The sequence below is a fragment of the Dyella sp. 01L423 genome, assembly GCF_056399945.1.
In genome coordinates this window covers 185,641-200,084 of record NZ_JBFTSI010000005.1, presented here as the reverse complement: position 1 = coordinate 200,084, position 14,444 = coordinate 185,641, and the positions used below count along the sequence as shown (strand labels likewise).

The window sequence follows — 14,444 nt, the reverse complement described above, 5'->3', positions numbered from 1 at the left end:
CATGCCTGGGTTGGCGCTGATGGCACTCATCACACTCGCTCATGCCGATGGCACGCCCAAATTGTCGCCAGCGAATTCGGCTGCCCAGGCGGGTCTGGTCGATATCCGCCAGCTCGCACCTGGCATCGCCGAGGACATCAAATACGCCGGCAGCGACAATTTCGTCGGCACGCCCGTCGACGGTTACCGCGCGCCCAAATGCCTGCTGCTCAAGCCCGCAGCCGAAGCCCTGGCGCGCGTGGAGCGCGACCTGCGTGCACAGCACCAACGGCTCAAGCTGTTCGACTGCTATCGCCCCGCGCGCGCCGTGCAGCATTTCGTGCGCTGGGCCGGCGACCCCACCGACCAGCGCACCAAGGCGGTGCACTATCCGAAGCTGGACAAGAGTGCGCTGCTTGGCGACTACATCGCACCGGTGTCCGGCCATAGCCGCGGCGCCACGGTGGATCTCACGCTGATGCAATGCGATGCCTCCGGCGCGCACTGCGCGCCGCTCGATATGGGTACGGACTTCGACTATTTCGGCACGCTGGCCAATACCGATTCGCCGGAAGCCAGCGCGGCGCAGCACGCCAACCGCGAGTTATTGAAGCGTGCGATGGAGCGGGAGGGTTTCCGCAACTACGCGATGGAGTGGTGGCACTACACGCTGAGCCCCGAGCCGCCCCCCGACACCATCTACGACGTGCCGGTGCAATAGCTCCCGGCCAATGACGAGGCTAGCCCTGATGCGCAAGTGGTTTGTTCTGCCTGCCGTGCTTTTGCTTTGCTCCGGCCTCGTGCACGCCAGTGCGGTGGACGAACTGATGTCCCGTTATCAGGGCAACGTGCCAGGCGCGTCCCTGCTGGTGATCAAGGATGGCAAGCCCTTGGTCAGCCGGGGCTACGGCCTGGCCAATGTCGAGACGCACGAATCCGCCACGCCAGCCACCAATTATCGGCTCGCCTCGGTCAGCAAGCAGTTCACGGCGGCGGCAATCCTGCTGTTGGCTGAGCGCGGCAAGCTCAGCCTGGACGATCATGCCCGCCACTGGCTACCAGAACTCCCGGCCACGCATGAGCAGATCACCATCCGGCAACTGCTCAGTCACGCCGGCGGGCTGATCGATTACGAAGACCTGATGCCCGCCGACGCCACCGCACAGATCAGCGATGCCGACGTATTGCGCATGTTGGCGGCCGAGCCGCGCAGCTATTTTTCACCGGGCACGGCCTATCGCTACAGCAATGGCGGCTATGTGCTGCTGGGCTTGATCGTGGAACGAGCATCGGGAGAATCCTTGCCCGATTTCCTCGCGCGGAACATCTTCCAGCCGCTGGGCATGACGCACACCTTGCTTTATGTGCGCGGCGGCCCCGAGGTGACGCATCGCGCCTACGGTTACAGCGAAGAGAAGGGGCATTGGGTGCGGACCGATCAGAGCCCCACCAGCGCGACGCGCGGCGATGGCGGCATCTACTCCTCGATTGACGACCTCGCGCGCTGGGATGCTGCGCTTTACGATCATCGCCTGCTGTCCGACGCGTCGCGCCGCCTCGCGTTCAGTCCACAAAACAAGGTGAACGACGAACCCGACGTCGACAGCTACGGCTACGGCTGGCGCATCCACGGCGACGTGTTGTGGCATTCAGGCGAAAGCATCGGCTTTCGCAACGTGATCATTCGCTGGCCAAAGCAGCACCTGACGGTGATCCTGCTCAGCAACCGCAACGATCCGGAGCCCTATCGCACCGCGCTCGCCATCGGCCAGCTATACCTGAGGCCTTGAATCAGGTGACGCTGCGCCACGGGTGATAGCCCGGCAAGCGGTGGGTGTCTTGGCGTGCCATCAACACGCGGGTGGCGCCGCCACGAATGGCTTCGCGTTCGGCCAGCAGCGTGGCCAATTCCAGCGCGTTGACCAGCACGCAACGCCGGCCCACCGGCGAGCCGTCGCGCAACACGCGCCAGCCCTCGCCCTGTTGGCGCGAGACGACATATTTGATGATGGGGGCATCCATGAAGAAACTCCGCGCCAGGCTTGTGCCTGCACTGTGGATCGGGGTTTCTACACGTTAGCCATCGCTCACCGGGCAAGACATCAGATGAATCCGAAAATGCCAGGAAGCCGGTCGAGCGGCCAGCTCCTACGACAGTCGCCGATTCATGGGCGGCAAACCCGGCGTGCTGCAGAGGCACGCAGGCATCGCCTGCGCCGTCGATCCGCAGGTTGCTCGATGCCGGAACATCTCCTCAGCTTCCACCGGGCACCACCACGTGGATGGCGCGGTCACATTGGCGAGCGGCCGAAGCCGACTTAGGGCCGAGACGGCGCCGGCGGAGCGAAGGCGATCACTTGCGATGTATAGGTTTCGACGACCAGGCTGAAGGGGCGATTGGCCTGGTCGAATAACAACGCACGATGCTCGAGCACATGCTGCGGCATCGCCAGCGAGGCATCGCTGGCAGGCGGTAGCGTGGGCTTGCTTTCCCAGCCCCCCGGCAGCGGCGACCACAGCAATTGCGCGGACAAAGTCTGTCGGCGGAAATGCAAAGCCTGAACCACTTTGCCGAAGGGCGTATCGGTGCTGTCGAGTTCGCGATTCATCGCGTCGGTGAGGCGCGAGGGCACATACCAGTTGTCCGCTTCGGACAGCACATGCTCGCCGCAGGCCAGTTGCACGCGGCGATAGCGAACGGGTTCGTCCGCGCCGATCTGCAGCTGGCTGCGTGCCTCCGGCGGCAGCGGCTTGTCTTCGCCCTGCACGCGTTCGGCGACGATCTTTGCCACGGGCGCGAGCTGATGCGCGGCACACCAGCGCTCCAGCGTAAGCGTGGCGCTGGGGTGACTGAGCAGCTCGGCATTGAACGACTGCAGCAGCGCCAGCGCCTCGAGCCGCGAGGTGCCATCGTCGCGCCAGACCGGTGATGCCTGCGGTTCGCGCGCATGCAAGGGCGCCACCAGCAGGCTGCTGCCCAGGCCTAGTGCACAGGACCACGCCGCGCCGCGTCGCACGCCGCGCATGCTCATAGACCCTTGGCCGCCTGGGCCACGGCGCGGAACAACGCGCGGCCCTTGCTCATGGTTTCTTCCCACTCGGACGCGGGATCGGAGTCGTACACGATGCCCGCGCCGGCCTGGACGTGCAGACGTCCATCCTGGATGACCGCCGTGCGGATGGCGATCGCGGTATCGGCATCGCCCCACCAGCCGATCCAGCCGATCGCGCCGGCATAGATGTTGCGCTTGTACGGCTCCAGCTCCTGGATGATTTCCAGCGCACGGATCTTGGGTGCGCCGCTGAGCGTGCCGGCCGGAAAGGTCGCCTTGAGCACGTCCATGTAGCCAACATCGGGACGCACGCTGCCCTGCACCTGCGAAACGATATGCATGACGTGCGAATAGCGTTCGACCACGAACGATTCGCTCACTTCAACGCTGCCGGTTTCACTGATCCGGCCGATGTCGTTGCGGCCCAGGTCGATCAGCATCACGTGCTCGGCGCGCTCCTTGGGATCGGCCAGCAGTTCGGCCTCGAGTGCCTGGTCTTCTTCCTCGGTGGCGCCGCGCTTGCGGGTGCCCGCGAGTGGGCGCACCACGACTTTGCCGTCCTTGAGACGAGCCAGGATTTCCGGCGAGGAACCGACGATCTGGGTGTTGCCCAGGTCGACGAAATACATGTAAGGCGAGGGATTGAGCGCACGCAATGCGCGGTACACATCCACCGGCCGCGCGTTGAAACCCACGCTAAGGCGCTGCGATGGAACCACCTGGAAAATGTCGCCTGCGCGGATGTATTCCTTCGCACGCTCCACCATCGCCTCGAACTCCTCCTTGGTGAAGGAGGATTTGAAATCGCCTTCGTCCAGCGCGGTGCTCTGGTTGAGCTGCGGATAGGACACGCCGCTCTGGCGCAGGCGATAGACCAGCGCATCGAGCCGACGCTGTGCGGCCGCATACGCATGCGGCTGCGATGGGTCGGCATGCACGATCAGGTACAGGCGGCCCTTGAGGTTGTCGAATACGGCGACTTCTTCGGCCAGCATCAGCAGCACGTCGGGCGTGCCGAGCTCGTCCGGGCGATCCCATTGGGCGAGGCGCGGCTCGATGTAGCCAATCGTCTCAAAACCAAAGTAGCCGACCAGGCCGCCGCTGAAGGCGGGCAGCTGCGGCAGGCGCGGCACGTCGTATTGCTTGCGCAGCGTTTCAATCTCGCCCAGCGGATCGGCCACGTGGCGGCGCTCGGTCACTTCGCCGGCGTCCTCCACTTCCAGTTCATGGCCGCGAAAGCGGTACACGCGCCTGGCAGGCAGGCCGATGATGGAATAACGGCCCCAGGTGGCGCCGCCCTCGACCGATTCGAACAGGAAGGTGTACGGGCCGTCGGCCAGCTTCAGGTAGACCGACAGGGGCGTGTCGAGGTCGGAAAACACCTCGCGCACCAGCGGGATACGGGTATGACCCAGCGCTGCCAGCGCGTCGAAATCGTCTCGGGAAATCACGTGGGGATCCGGATGGCCAAGCTTGAACGGGCATTGTAGGGGTAGCGAGGTGGGGAACCGAAGCCTCTCTTCACGATCTCCCTGCGCGCACGGGCCACGTGCCGCTTGTTCAGCCGCGCCAGCACGCCTAACCTTGGGTTATCGGTGCACAGGGCTGCATCCGCAGGGGAAATCGATGGGTATGGACCACCGTTGCCTGGTACTTTCCGGCCGCCTGCTCGATGGGCAGGACCCGACCGCCGTGCACGAACGCATGGCCGCTGCCTTCGGCATGGAGATGGCGGGTTTCCGCGAACGCGTTTTCTCACGGGCGCCGTTGATCATCCGCCGCGGCCTCGAACCTGATGCCGCCGAGGCGCAGGCGGTGCAGCTGCGTAGCATGGGCGTGGAAGCAGATGTCTGGCCCGACGGCGAACCGCTGATCTGGCTGCGCCGCGACCAGCAGGTCCGCGGCCCGCTGCCTGAGGCGGCGCTCACTCGCTACGCGCAAGCCGGCGACCAGTGGTGCCATGACGGCGGGCAGAGCTGGTTCCCCTGGACGCCCGCATCGACCAGCGCGGAGCCGCCTCCGCTGCCTGCGCAGGAAGCTGCGATTGACGCTCATGTGCCGCCGACGGCCCAGCCATTGAGCGAGCCGCTGCTGCTGGATGCCGAGCACAGCTTCGTCGCGCCGGAACCTCCACCGCTGCCAACCTCCGACACGCCGGCACCCGTCCGCAAGCCCTTTTCCACCGCCGCCGTGTTTGCCGCGTTATTCGCTCTGCTGGCTTTGCTGTGGTACCCGCTTTCACCGGTCGCGCTGTTGCTGGCGCTGTGCACGCTGGTCTATCTGATGCCGCGTCCGCTGCTGCGCGGACGCGCGGTAGCGGTCGTTGCCGTGCTGATCAGCGTTGGGGCGCTCGCGCTGTGGATGCACAAACCGGCGGCCAGCCTGGCGGCGCAGCCTTATGTGCCGCGGCCGCTGGAGCCCTTGTCGAAAAGCGCACCGGCCACCGTGGCGAGCAACCAATGCATGGCCAAGACTGCCGCGCCAAAGAACGACGAAGACCGCTTCCTGCTCACCGGCCAACGCCTGCTCACCGGCCGTGCGCAGCGCAAAGGCGATACCTATGTGGCGGAAGCCGCCGTATCGGTGGACGAGCAATGCCAACCCAACGCCTTGCAGCTCTATGTCTTCCACAACGGCGTCTTCATCGGCACGGCGCTGGACACGGCCACTCGCCTGGCCAATACCAAGCTGACCGATTTCGACCTGGTGGATGACCAGCACCTGCGCGTCACCCTCGCCGAGTGCACCGACAAGCCGGCCAGCTGCGCGGCGACCACGGTGCGCCAGATCGCGGTGATGCCGGGTGGTGGTGGGTGGACGTTGGGGGAGATGAAGTAGCGCGAGATTGTTTGCCCTTTGTGGATCCCTCACCCTTTGTGGGAGCGCACCCTGTGCGCGACGGCCACCGACAGAGCGTCGCGCACAGGGTGCGCTCCCACAGGGGGTAGTTCGCTTCGCTTCAGAGCCTTTGCCGCGGCATCCCATGCAACTGCAGCGTAAACGCCACGCCGCTGCCGTCCTCAAGATTGCGCGCCGATGCCATGCCGCCATGGCGCTCGGCAACCAGGCGCACCACGTAAAGGCCCAAGCCCAGATGCGGCGCATCGCCGGGCGTGGCCTTGTCGCGCAGGCTCACCAGTGAGTCGAACAGGCGCCCCTGCATGGCCGCCGGCAGCGGCGGCCCTTGATTGGCCAGCTCAATCTCCGCGCCATCGTGAGTGGCGCGCAAGCTGAGGCGCAACCAACCATCCTCCGGCGTGAACGACAGCGCGTTGTCGAACAATTTGTCCAAGGCCTGCGCGATCAATTCGGGGGCGCAATGCATGAACAGGGCATCGTGCGGCAATACCGCCTGCATCCTTCGCGTGCCTGCCAGAGGGCGATAAGCCTCGCTGCAACCGCGCACGACTTCGACCAAGTCCACGTCTTCCGGTTCGGCCGCGGCGATGGAGCGCTCCATCCGGCTGGCTTCGCTCATCGCGCGCACCAGCATGCCCAGGCGTGCCACGCCGTCGCGGGCGCGCTGAAGATACGGCGCTGCATCCGGGGGCATGGCGTGTTCGGCTTGCAACGCGTGCTCGAGGTTGTCCAGCGAGGACTTCACGATCGCCAGCGGCGTATTCAATTCGTGGGAAAGTTTGGAAGCGAGTGTGCGCAGGTAGTCGGTGTAGCCACCCACCACTTCGAACAGGCGCTCGAAGCTGCGCGCCAGGTCGCCGATCTCGTCTTCCGACGAGGTCATCGGGAATGGGCCGTCCAGACGTCCATCGTTCAACTGCGCACGCTCGGCGGCATCGCGTAGACGACCCAGACGGATACTCAGCCGCGTGGCGAAGATCAGCAGGATCGCGCCCGCCACCAGCAACACGCCGAAACTGGTCAGCAACAGGCCAAGCAGGGCGCGGTTGGCGAGCAAGGGCACCGCGCGGCTGGCCTGTTCCAGCAGCAGCACGCCGCGCACCTGGCCGTCGCGCTCGATCGGTACGGCGGCCGCGAGCACCACGCTGCCGCGGGCTTCGCCTTGCCGCCACAGCGTGGCGGGCTTGCCTTCACTGGCCTCACGCACCTCGCTCACGTCGAGGCGTGGCACGTCCTGCGTCCACAGCTCCGCATCGTCCACCTGATTGGCGAGCAGGGAGCGATACACCAGCGAGGCGAACCAGCCCGGCTGATCGCCCGGCGCCGATGCGGGCGTGGCGAGATGGCCGGTTTGCGCGAGCAGCCAGCCTTGTGGCGCGAGCACGCGTGCTTGCACGCCATCGAGCGCGAGCAGGCCCAGTTCCTTCGATAGCGCGCTGGAGTAGGTCACCAGCGGTCGGCTTTGTACCGCCGTGGGATCGCCGCCCGTGGCCGGATCGAACACGGCCAGGCCCAATGCATCCAACCCGGGACTGCGCGGCACGCGCAATTCCACCCGATAGCCGCCGCCGTCTTCCTGCCATTGCGCGGTGATGCGCGTGGGCAGGCCATCCACTGGCGGATCCAATGGGCGTGCGGTGAGCTGCCCCGGCGCCGCGCTTGCCAGCAGGAAGCGTCGCGATTGCTCGCCCTTGCCCAGGCTGAGCACCAGGTGGTCGGCGCGCAAGGCGGTGGGATCGTCCGCATCGGCACGCGTGCGCTGTGCGCCACGCACATCGGCATACAGGTAAAGCCAGTCGGCATCTTCGGCCAGCAGCAGCTTGCCGCGCTTGTCCAGCGGCTGGCTCCACGGGGTCAGCGGCGCCCAGTCGTCGCCGTAGCCGTCGATGGTGATGGGATTGCTCGCTTCCTGCACGTACCACACCGGGCCTGACGGCGGCAGCGGCGCATCGGTGACGACCAGGCTGCGCGCCATGGCGCGCGCCGAGGCTGTGAGCGCCTGCGCCTGCCCCTCGCGCAACAGGGTTTCCATCTGGCGCACGTACAGCCAGCCGGCCACGGGCAGGGCCAGTGTGCACAGGGCGACCAGCAGCAGTTTGTGGCGGAGGTTCATGGGCCGAACGATATACGGCGGGAATGCAAAAGTGGTGGCACCGACCTAGCGGCCAGCCTTGGATTTGTCACTCTTGCCGCCCGTCTCGTCCGTGTACCTGAGGTACTTCGATTGCTCGACCACCCGCTGGAACGTCGCGATCAGCTCTGTTTTCTTCGGATCGTCATGCGCCAACGTCATCGACCAACTAAGGCGGATGCCGGTAGCCAGCCCCGGATCGCAGAAGACCACCAGGTCGTCCTTGTGATCCGTCCCTTCGAAATGCACGCCGCGGCATGTCATGGCTTTGTTGTCGATGGCCACCGTATCGATTTTTGCAGACGGATCGCGTGCAAGATATTGGTGCCTGTCTTCCTGCAGCTCAGCCTCAAGCGACGAAAGTTTGGATGGCCAAACATTGAGCACCATCACGCGCTCCGGATCGCCCGTCCACTCACCCTGGTACATGACAAGGTTTACGCCAATAGCCTTGGCGTACATGCAGCAATCCCGGGTCCAGCCATCGGGAAGATCGGTGAGGATGGACCATCCAGGAACGTCCCGGTCCGCTTTGCCGTAGGCCAACACTCCCTGATCTTTGTCGACGCCACCCGCATGGCCGACCATCGATACGAACGCGAGCACAAACAGCACCAACCAGCGCTTCATCACGGCTTCCATCGATAACCCACGCCGTGCACCGTCTCGATGGCGTCGAACTCCGGCGCCACGGCGATGAACTTCTTGCGGATGCGCTTGATGTGCGAGGTGATGGTGGCGTCGTCCACCACCAGCTCGGCTTCGCGCATCAGCTGGTCGCGGTTCTTCACGTGGCCGGGGAAGCGCACCAGCGTGTGCACCATCCAGAACTCGGTGACGGTGAGCGGGATTTCTTCGTGGTTCCAGGTGATGCGCATGCGCTCGGATTCGAGCTTGAGCGGGCCGTGCTCGATCACCGTCTCGCTGCTGGCCGGCACCTTGAGCGATTCGATGCGCCGGAACAGCGCCGCGATGCGTGCCGCCAGCTGGTGCAAGCTGGTGTCCTTGCTCAGATAGTCGTCCGCACCCAGGCGCAGGCCGGAGATCACGTCGAAATCCGAATCGCGCGCGGTGAGGAAGATGATCGGCAACGTGGCCGACTTGGCGCGCAGTTCGCGGCACAGGTCGAAGCCGCCCTCGGGCTCGTCGCCCAGGCCGATGTCGATGATGACCAGCTCGGGCAGGCGCATCGCGAACGCGCTGGAGGCTTCCTGCCGCGAGCCGTAGCCGCGTGTCTCATAGCCGAAGCGGTTGAGCGCTTCGACGTAATTCGCGCGGATCAGCGGCTCGTCTTCGACGATGGCGATACTGCGACCCATGCTTCACTCCTGAGGATTCCCTGGCAACGCCGCGCAGCGTGAAGCCTGGACCGAAGCCGCGCAAGCCATCGCCATGCAATGCCCTCGTTTCGCCATGTTGGGCCGGCTGGCCGCCATAGACGACGCGACGGACTTCACGCTCTGGATCGGCCGCCCGAGGGCGGGCCGATCTTGCCCGCGTTTTGCCATATCCGGGTCCCGCCCTATGCCCTTGCCGGTCGCTCAATGGGGTCGTCCTTGCAGGAGCCCCGTCATGCGTCCCACCGATCAAGCCAATGTCGATCCCAACGCCGAACTGCGGGGCTTTGAGCCGCTTCGCGTGGTCTTGGCGCTTGGTGGGCTATTACTGGGCCTGGTCATGAGCCTGCACTGAGGAGACCCGCTATGAGCAGCGACTTCGACCTGAACGACCCTTTCTTTTGCTTACCCGTGGAAGCCATGGAAGCGGCTGGTGCGCATGGAAGCGCGCCGGCCGCCGGGGCGGACGAACCCGACCCCGACTGGCAGCCCATGTAAGACCCGTGTTCCCATCCTAGGCACGTTCCTTCCCCGCCCACCGGCGGGGATTTTTTTGTGCGTTAACAAAGCGCTATCGAAAGATGATGACGCCTCGACGGGAACCAAATCGCAAAATCCCGGTCAGAAGTTCTGACGGTCGCGGATTCTTGCCGTGGATCAGCGGCCGTTGTGTGGTCTCCTCACACGTCGTTCCGACGAAACTTCTCCCGGCGTTAACAGCGCCGGGATTTTTCTGTCCGAAACCCGGTGGTCAGCCGCGCACGGCGGCCAGCTGCTGATGCATGGCCGCGATCACGGCCTGGTAGTCCGGCGCGTTGAAGATGGCCGAGCCGGCCACGAAGGTATCCGCGCCCGCCGCCGAAATTTCCCCAATATTCGCCGCGGTCACGCCGCCGTCGATTTCCAGGCGGATCGGGCGGCCGCTTTCATCGATGCGACGGCGCACCTCGCGCAGCTTGTCCAGCGCGGAGGGGATGAACTTCTGCCCGCCAAAGCCCGGGTTCACCGACATCAGCAGGATCAGGTCGAGCTTGTCCATCACGTAGTCGAGCCAGTCCAGCGAGGTGGCCGGATTGAACACCAGTCCCGCCTGGCAGCCGGAATCCTTGATCAGGCCAAGGGTGCGGTCGACATGCTCGCTCGCTTCCGGGTGGAAGCTGATCACGCTGGCGCCGGCCTTGGCGAAGTCCGGCACGATGCGATCGACCGGCTTGACCATCAGGTGCACGTCGATCGGCGCAGTGATGCCGTAGTCGCGCAGCGCCTTGAGCACCATCGGGCCCATGGTGAGGTTGGGCACGTAGTGGTTGTCCATCACGTCGAAGTGCACCCAGTCCGCGCCGGCGGCGAGCGCCTTGGCGGTGTCCTCGCCCAGCCGGGCAAAGTCGGCGGAGAGGATGGACGGGGCGATGACGTTGGCTTGCTTGCTCATGATTCTGTTTCCTGTAGGGGCGCACCTTGTGCGCGACCTGAGGTGACGTGATGGTCTGCGGTCGCGCACAGGGTGCGCTCCTGCAGGTCACGGCAGAGTTTATTTGAACCCGCGCTCGGCCTTGATCCGCTCGTAGGCGGCATTGATCTCGCTGGCGCGCGATTCGGCCTGTTTGCGCATCGCCTCGGGCAGGTCGCCCAGGCGATCGGGGTGGTGTTCGGAAATCAGCTTGCGATAGGCGCGCTTCACCGAGCGATCGTCAACGTCGCGCGCGATGCCGAGCACGGTGTACGGATCGGGGCCGTTCGTATTGCGCTGGGGCGGCACGTAGCCGCCATTGCCGCGCTGGCCATAGCCGCGCGAGCCGCCGCTGGCGTTCCAGGCGTAGCCCTTCATCGCCATCAGCGCCATCAGTTCCATGTCGCTCACGCGCAGGGCAAAAGCGAGCTGGCGCAGGATGGCCATTTTCTCCGGCGGCGGGTTGCCTTCGGCGATCACCGTCTCGATCACCACGTCCAGCACCGGGAAGGCGTGGTCGCGGCGCAGGCCGACCCAGCGGCGCAGTTCCTCGATGGCCGGCGTCACGTTGAACTCGGGCTGCTTGCCCGCGTTGAACGCGGTGACGGCCTGCTTGCGCGCGTCCTGTTCCAAACCCATGCGCTGCATCAGGCGCTCGGCGACGGCGATTTCCGCCTCCGACACGCGGCCATCGGACTTGGCGACGGCGCCCAACAGGGCAAACAGCGGGCTGATGTAACCGCCGGCCTGGGGCGTGGCGCGACGGCGCTGGCCCTGGCGCAGGCTGTCGATGATGAAACCGGTGATGCCGCCCACCACGGCGCCGGGCAGCCCGTGGCCGAAGATCAGTCCGAAAAGGGCGAGCCAGATGGTCCAGGTGAAATTCATGGGTTGCCTTGGGTGGGCGGCACGGACGGCGTTTGCGCGCTATACCAGCGCGCCAGTTCATCGAGGTCGGCATCGCTCATGGGGCCGATCGCTGCCCGCATCAACGGCACGTTGCGGCGACCGTCGCGGTATTGCTTGAGCGCCTCGCGCAGGTAGTCGAGCTTCTGCCCGGCGAGGTTGGGCGCGCCCGGAATCTGCGCCATGCCGGTTTCGCCATGGCAAGCAGCGCAAAGCCCCAGGCGCGCAGGCTTGGCCGGCGCGGCGGCTGGCGCCGAGGCCACGGCAACCCACGCCAACAAGGCGAGCGATAGGCGCCAGAACAGGCAGAAGCGTTGGCTGGTCGGCTGGACCATGACAAAGACCCGGGCTCAAAAAGCGCCCAGTCTAGCAGCCGCTCCTAGGCCTGCCGGCAGGGCCAGAGGTCGCCATACCTCGCGCCCTGGCGTCACCCGGTAGAATGGCGGGCTTGATCGCGACCCGTTCGGGGTCGTACCGCCGATTTTTCCGGCCTGTCCCGCCAGGCCGGCCTTCTCAGGAGCGAACGACGTGCCCACCACCTTGCTGCAATCGAATCTTCCGGGCCTTGAGCTGATCCATCGCGGCAAAGTGCGCGACGTTTACGCGCTGCCCGGGAACCGGTTGCTGATCGTGGCGAGCGACCGCCTGTCGGCGTTCGACGTGGTGCTGCCCGATCCGATCCCGGGCAAGGGCGAAATGCTCACGCAGATCTCCAACTTCTGGTTCGCCAAGACCGCTCACCTGGTGCCCAACCACCTGCTCGACGTGCCGCTGGCCGAGGTGCTGCCCGCCGGCACCGACCTGAAGCTGTACGAGAAGCGCGCCGTGGTCACGCGACGCCTGAAGCCGGTGCCGGTAGAGGCTATTGCGCGCGGCTACATCATCGGTTCGGGCTGGAAGGACTATCAGGCTACGGGCTCGCTGTGCGGCATCAAGCTGCCGGCCGGCCTCAAGCAGGCCCAGCAGCTGCCGGAGCCGATCTTCACCCCGTCGACCAAGGCCGCCGTGGGCGACCACGATGAAAACGTGAGCTTCGATGCCGTGGTGGCGGCCGTCGGCCCCGAGCTGGCCGAACAGGTGCGCGAGGCGACGCTCTCCATCTACAAGTGGGCCGCGGCGTATGCGGCCGAGCGCGGCATCATCATCGCCGACACCAAGTTCGAGTTCGGCACCGACGAGACCGGCAAGCTCTACGTGATGGACGAGATGCTCACCCCAGACTCCTCGCGCTTCTGGCCGGCCGAGTCCTATCAGGTGGGCATCAGCCCGCCCAGCTACGACAAGCAGTTCGTGCGCGACTATCTGGAAACGCTGGACTGGAACAAGACCGCGCCCGGCCCGAATGTGCCCGCCGACGTCATCGCCGCCACCTCGGCCAAGTACGCCGAAGCACTGCAGCGCCTGGCCAATATCACCGTCGATTGATCGGCGGCGATTGATCGCACCGGATGGATTGCGCGCGATGGCGTGCTAGCGTTCCGTCGACAGCTGGACATCGCCCACGCCTTCGCAGCGTGGCCGATATCCCATCTTTTTCCATGAGCGGGGGGCTCAACGATGGCAGCAACCGATTCGACGCAAGGCATGCAAGGCTGGCTCGACAGTTACAGCAGCGATCATCAGAACCCGACCAATCGCGTGCTGCACTGGATCTGCGTGCCGCTGATCCTGTGGTGTGCGATCGCCATGATGTGGACCATCCCGGTGCCGCCGATGATCGGCCGCCCTGGCTTCTGGGCCGTGCTTACCCTGGTGCTGGCGTTCACCTGGTACTGGAAGAAGTCCCGCCGCCTCGCGGCCGCCTTGTTCGTGGTGCTGGTGCTGCTGTGCCTGTTCACCGAGTTCGCCTATCGCTCGCTGGGTGCGCACAACCTGCTGCTCACCGGCATCGGCGTGTTCGTGGTGGCGTGGATCGGGCAGTTCATCGGGCATGCGATTGAAGGCCGGCGGCCAAGCTTTTTCACGGATCTGGCGTATTTGCTGGTGGGGCCCGCATGGCTGATGGATAAGTTGTTGCGGCGTTTGGGTGTGTAGAACACTTCCCCTACCCGTCATTCCGGCGCAGGCCGGAATCCAGTAGCGTCGATGGGGGGCTTTCGCGATAAGAGCGACGCTTTGGCGTTGACGCGACAACCGACGACTATCGCTACTGGATTCCGGCCTGCGCCGGAATGACGTGCAAAAGAAACGGCCGGCCACTAAAACCTCGGCGCGCTCGGAATGACGAACAAAAGAACCAGGAAAGCTGCATGACCACCCTCCTCACCCTAATCAGCACCCTGCTCTGGTGGGTGCTCTACAGCAGCATCGGCGCGCTGTTCTTCGCGCTACTCGCCTGGTCGGTGCTGCGTTGGGTGGAGCGTTGCCCGGTGGTGTTCAACCGCACGTATCTGGCGTGCCTGGTGTGGAATCTGATCGGCCTGCTGATCGTGGCCGGCGTGGCCATCCATGAAGGCCATACCAAACCACCCTACGCGCCGCTGCTCGCCTCGCCGCTGCTGCGTGGCGCGCTGGTAGTGGACATGCTCATCGGTGTGTTCGTGCTGTGGCGGCTTATTCCGCGCGTCGACGCGCATCGCATTCGGCCCGCCAGTGCTTGCATGGCGGTGGCGGTGGTGATGGCGGTGGCGTTTGGGGCGGCGACCAGCCTCGCCTGACCCTCTTTGTTTCTGTGGGAGCGCACCCTGTGCGCGACACCAGATCGCGAAGAACCACCTGGCCCGAGCAGT

The 14,444-nt window shown here is 65.3% G+C and carries 16 protein-coding genes; 7 read left to right on the top strand and 9 right to left on the bottom strand.

Annotated features, from left to right (window positions below; translation table 11 throughout):
• Positions 1 to 19 precede the first annotated feature (19 nt).
• Complete coding sequence (locus AC1DMY_RS15065) at positions 20 to 700, top strand: M15 family metallopeptidase (protein ID WP_477165751.1); 681 nt, start codon at positions 20 to 22, stop codon at positions 698 to 700.
• 28 nt (positions 701 to 728) lie between these two features.
• A complete protein-coding gene (locus AC1DMY_RS15060; protein ID WP_477165750.1) occupies positions 729 to 1,769 on the top strand; it encodes a serine hydrolase domain-containing protein in 1,041 nt (346 codons plus the stop codon).
• A 1-nt stretch (position 1,770) separates the two neighbouring features.
• Here AC1DMY_RS15060 and AC1DMY_RS15055 read toward each other — a convergent pair whose 3' ends face one another.
• The 3 genes from AC1DMY_RS15055 to trpE form a co-directional block, all read right to left on the bottom strand.
• Positions 1,771 to 2,001 (bottom strand): hypothetical protein, encoded by a 231-nt coding sequence (locus tag AC1DMY_RS15055; RefSeq protein ID WP_477165749.1) that lies wholly within the window; start codon positions 1,999 to 2,001, stop codon positions 1,771 to 1,773.
• Between the two features lie 296 nt (positions 2,002 to 2,297).
• Positions 2,298 to 3,011: a hypothetical protein gene (locus AC1DMY_RS15050; RefSeq protein WP_477165748.1), complete on the bottom strand. Its 714-nt coding sequence runs from the start codon at positions 3,009 to 3,011 to the stop codon at positions 2,298 to 2,300.
• The gene (trpE, locus tag AC1DMY_RS15045) at positions 3,008 to 4,483 is read right to left on the bottom strand and encodes an anthranilate synthase component I (RefSeq protein WP_477165747.1); all 1,476 of its coding nucleotides are present in this window, start codon (positions 4,481 to 4,483) and stop codon (positions 3,008 to 3,010) included. Before trpE ends, AC1DMY_RS15050 begins: the two co-directional genes overlap by 4 nt.
• 181 nt (positions 4,484 to 4,664) lie before the next feature.
• Between trpE and AC1DMY_RS15040 the strand changes: the two genes are divergently transcribed.
• Complete coding sequence (locus AC1DMY_RS15040; RefSeq protein WP_477165746.1) at positions 4,665 to 5,870, top strand: hypothetical protein; 1,206 nt, start codon at positions 4,665 to 4,667, stop codon at positions 5,868 to 5,870.
• 121 nt (positions 5,871 to 5,991) lie between these two features.
• Here the strand turns inward: AC1DMY_RS15040 and AC1DMY_RS15035 are convergent, their stop codons facing one another.
• Genes AC1DMY_RS15035 through pdsR form a run of 3 tightly spaced genes read right to left on the bottom strand, consistent with a single transcriptional unit; the run spans position 5,992 to position 9,341 of the window.
• Positions 5,992 to 8,004: an ATP-binding protein gene (locus AC1DMY_RS15035; protein WP_477165745.1), complete on the bottom strand. Its 2,013-nt coding sequence runs from the start codon at positions 8,002 to 8,004 to the stop codon at positions 5,992 to 5,994.
• Positions 8,005 to 8,049: 45 nt separating this feature from the next.
• A complete protein-coding gene (locus AC1DMY_RS15030; protein WP_477165744.1) occupies positions 8,050 to 8,652 on the bottom strand; it encodes a hypothetical protein in 603 nt (200 codons plus the stop codon).
• Complete coding sequence (gene pdsR, locus AC1DMY_RS15025; RefSeq protein ID WP_046972653.1) at positions 8,652 to 9,341, bottom strand: proteobacterial dedicated sortase system response regulator; 690 nt, start codon at positions 9,339 to 9,341, stop codon at positions 8,652 to 8,654. Before pdsR ends, AC1DMY_RS15030 begins: the two co-directional genes overlap by 1 nt.
• 384 nt (positions 9,342 to 9,725) lie before the next feature.
• Between pdsR and AC1DMY_RS15020 the strand changes: the two genes are divergently transcribed.
• Positions 9,726 to 9,857, top strand: coding sequence for a hypothetical protein (locus AC1DMY_RS15020; RefSeq protein WP_477165743.1), 132 nt, complete (start codon positions 9,726 to 9,728; stop codon positions 9,855 to 9,857).
• A 253-nt stretch (positions 9,858 to 10,110) separates the two neighbouring features.
• Here the strand turns inward: AC1DMY_RS15020 and rpe are convergent, their stop codons facing one another.
• From rpe to AC1DMY_RS15005, 3 genes are all read right to left on the bottom strand, one after another.
• A complete protein-coding gene (gene rpe, locus AC1DMY_RS15015; protein ID WP_477165742.1) occupies positions 10,111 to 10,791 on the bottom strand; it encodes a ribulose-phosphate 3-epimerase in 681 nt (226 codons plus the stop codon).
• A 99-nt stretch (positions 10,792 to 10,890) separates the two neighbouring features.
• Positions 10,891 to 11,697 (bottom strand): co-chaperone DjlA, encoded by an 807-nt coding sequence (djlA, locus tag AC1DMY_RS15010; protein ID WP_477165741.1) that lies wholly within the window; start codon positions 11,695 to 11,697, stop codon positions 10,891 to 10,893.
• Positions 11,694 to 12,050 carry a c-type cytochrome gene (locus AC1DMY_RS15005; protein WP_477165740.1) on the bottom strand — a complete coding sequence of 119 codons (357 nt, stop codon included), beginning with the start codon at positions 12,048 to 12,050 and terminating at the stop codon, positions 11,694 to 11,696. The genes djlA and AC1DMY_RS15005 overlap by 4 nt, the downstream gene beginning before the upstream one ends.
• Positions 12,051 to 12,243: 193 nt before the next feature.
• Between AC1DMY_RS15005 and AC1DMY_RS15000 the strand changes: the two genes are divergently transcribed.
• The 3 genes from AC1DMY_RS15000 (at position 12,244) to AC1DMY_RS14990 (ending at position 14,372) form a co-directional block, all read left to right on the top strand.
• On the top strand, positions 12,244 to 13,140 hold the full coding sequence (locus AC1DMY_RS15000; RefSeq protein WP_477165739.1) for a phosphoribosylaminoimidazolesuccinocarboxamide synthase: 897 nt from the start codon (positions 12,244 to 12,246) through the stop codon (positions 13,138 to 13,140).
• A gap of 132 nt (positions 13,141 to 13,272) precedes the next feature.
• Positions 13,273 to 13,749 (top strand): Mpo1 family 2-hydroxy fatty acid dioxygenase, encoded by a 477-nt coding sequence (locus AC1DMY_RS14995; RefSeq protein WP_477165738.1) that lies wholly within the window; start codon positions 13,273 to 13,275, stop codon positions 13,747 to 13,749.
• A gap of 215 nt (positions 13,750 to 13,964) precedes the next feature.
• Complete coding sequence (locus AC1DMY_RS14990) at positions 13,965 to 14,372, top strand: hypothetical protein (RefSeq protein WP_477165737.1); 408 nt, start codon at positions 13,965 to 13,967, stop codon at positions 14,370 to 14,372.
• The last annotated feature ends 72 nt before the right edge of the window (positions 14,373 to 14,444 follow it).